This window comes from Bacteroides sp. AM16-13 (assembly GCF_003602705.1).
GTDB classification, from domain to species: Bacteria; Bacteroidota; Bacteroidia; order Bacteroidales; family Bacteroidaceae; genus Bacteroides; species Bacteroides xylanisolvens.
In genome coordinates, this window is the sequence record NZ_QTLK01000064.1 from 1 (window position 1) to 2559 (window position 2559).

Sequence of the window (2559 nt, forward strand, 5' to 3'; positions counted from 1 at the left end):
GTAAGCGTCTCGGCGATGCCATATTTTCTATCTTAATTTTTCCTTTTAGCTTTGCGTCATAATAAAAAAACACATCTTATGACTGCACATGACTTGTACACCCGTACCTTATCGGATTATAAATCCTGTTTATGTTCTTCTCCTGCCTTAACTCTTCGTAGTTATTGCCGTGAACGACATGTAAACTACCATGGTATGTGTCTTTGGCTTTCCCGTCACGGCATCAGTATCCGTGAGTTGCGTCCCTCTTCTTCCGTCACCACCGCTAAAGAGCCTGCATCCTCTTTCAGCCGTTTGCTTCCGGTCTGCTCTTCCTCTTCCTCCTCTCCGGATATGCTTTACGGGGTTACCATCACTTTCCCTGACGGAGTGACTGTTTCTATCAAGCAAGGCAGTTCTTTTAGCGTCAGCCGTTTTATCGACCGTTATAACAGTAAAATTCAGGAGGAAAAGTCATGTTTGCTTTAACCGATGGCATGCATTATTATCTGTGCCAGCATTATGTTGATATGCGTAAAGGCATGACCGGACTTTACCGGCTTGTCAAGTCCGACATGTCCCTTTCTCCCGTTTCGGGTGACGTATTTGTGTTTTTCTCCCGCAAACGTGACATGGTTAAAATTTTGCGGTGGGATACGGACGGTTTTATTCTCTATCAGAAACGACTGGAAGAAGGCACCTTTGAGGTTCCCCGTTTTAATCCCGATACAGGGTCTTATGAGCTCTCCTGGAAGACTTTTCTTTTGATAATGCAGGGCGTCTCGCTCCGGTCTGCCAAATGCAGGAAACGGTTCCGATTGAGGTGACATCCTAATATAGTAATCTGTATATCAATATATTACATTGCAAATACTTCGCTAATTTCTTTGTCTTCCGGTTCTTTTTTCTTATCTTTGACACATGCAAAAGGACCGGCTCATAGAACTTCTGGAGGATCAAATCAGATCTTTAAAAGAACAGCTTGAAGCGGCTGCCAGGCGTGAGGAGCATGGGCAGCTGCTTATCTGCGAATTGACGATGCAGGTCCGGCAATTAACCGAAAGTGTCCATTCATTAGAAGAGGCGTTGACCTTGAAAAATGGTAAACTGAAGAAACAGGAGAACATCAGTCGTGGCTTAGGCAAACTTATAAGCAACGAGTCTGAAAAGCAGGTACCGGGTAAAGCGGAGGCGGTCCGGCAGACGTCTCCTTCCCGTCCATGCCCTTCTCCCAAAGAGCGGGGAAACAATAAATCCAAACGCAAGGAGCATTTTGAACTGGAAGAGAAGGTAATCGAAGTCAATCCCGAACATCCCCTTTTCAGCATATCCCTTGCCAAATTCATGGGATACCGTGATTCTATCCGTTATGTCTACACTCCTCCGAAATTTGAAAAGCTTGTCTACCGGCAAAACATTTATAGCTTAAACGGAACAGTCTTCTGCGGTTCCGCTCCCCAGGCACCTTTCCTTAACTCAAACTACGACGGATCTTTTGTAGCGGGTTTATGCCAGTTGCGCTATATCTACTCTATGAGTGTGGAGCGGATTATCGGCTTCTTCCGTGAAAGCGGATTTGAGCTTGAAAAGCCCACCGCGCATCACCTGCTGGGCAGAGCGGCCGAAGTGTTGGAAAACCTTTACAGGGCGTTGAGAACGGCCGTGCTTGAAGACTCTTATCTTTGTTGTGATGAAAGTTACCACAAAGTCCTTGTGGAAGAGAAGAACAGTAGAGGCAAAGGGGTAAGGCAGGGGTATATCTGGGCGGCCGTCGCGGTCAGGCAGAAATTGATACTGTACCTCTACGAGAATGGCTCCCGTAGCGGGAAGGTGCTTTTTGACCTTCTTTCCGAATATGAGGGGACAGTACAAAGTGACGCATACAGTCCGTATAGAAAATTGGAAAGTGACGCCTATCCGGGAATTAAAAGAATCGCCTGCCTGCAGCATGTCAAAAGGAAGTTCCTTGAGGTACAGGAGGAACCGGACGCACAAAAGATCGTTGAACTGACGAACAAGCTGTATCAAAAAGAACATGAACACTGTGTTGGTCGACAGGGATGGACAGACAAGGATAACCTCAGGCACCGGAAAAGGTATGCGCCGCAGATACTCAGCGAAATAAAAAGGGAACTGCTCAGGATAAAGAGTAAGCCTGACTTGCTTCCCAAAAGTGAGATGGCGGGAGCGGTTGACTATATGCTCTCGCAATGGGAGGCCATTAAGGGCATCTTTACTGAAGGATATTACTACTTGGACAATAATTTGGTCGAGCGGTACAACCGATATATATCACTGTCCAGAAGAAATTCCCTTTTCTTTGGAAGCCATAAGGGGGCGGAAAGAGGTGCCTTATTTTATTCGCTGGCCTGTTCATGCAGAATGCAGGGAATAAATACCTTCGAATATATCACGGAGGTAATCAATAAAGCGGCAAAGCTACCACCAAATACGGACATAAAGGTATATAGAAATTTATTGCCGGACAAATGGAAAGAAAATAGAAGTAGGATCGAAACATAAAGAGGAGATGCTACTTCTATTTTTTTTGAGGGGGGGCGGCATCGCCGAGACGCTTAC

General features: G+C 45.8%; 3 protein-coding genes. All 3 read left to right on the forward strand.

Annotated features, from left to right (window positions below):
* Positions 1–78: 78 nt before the first annotated feature.
* Positions 79–468 carry a hypothetical protein gene (locus DW173_RS23510; RefSeq protein ID WP_009041302.1) on the forward strand — a complete coding sequence of 130 codons (390 nt, stop codon included), beginning with the start codon at positions 79–81 and terminating at the stop codon, positions 466–468.
* Entirely contained in the window at positions 456–806 is a 351-nt protein-coding gene (tnpB, locus tag DW173_RS23515) for an IS66 family insertion sequence element accessory protein TnpB (RefSeq protein ID WP_008642045.1), read from the forward strand. Before DW173_RS23510 ends, tnpB begins: the two co-directional genes overlap by 13 nt.
* Positions 807–900: 94 nt before the next feature.
* Entirely contained in the window at positions 901–2502 is a 1602-nt protein-coding gene (tnpC, locus tag DW173_RS23520; protein WP_120145338.1) for an IS66 family transposase, read from the forward strand.
* Positions 2503–2559 lie beyond the last annotated feature (57 nt).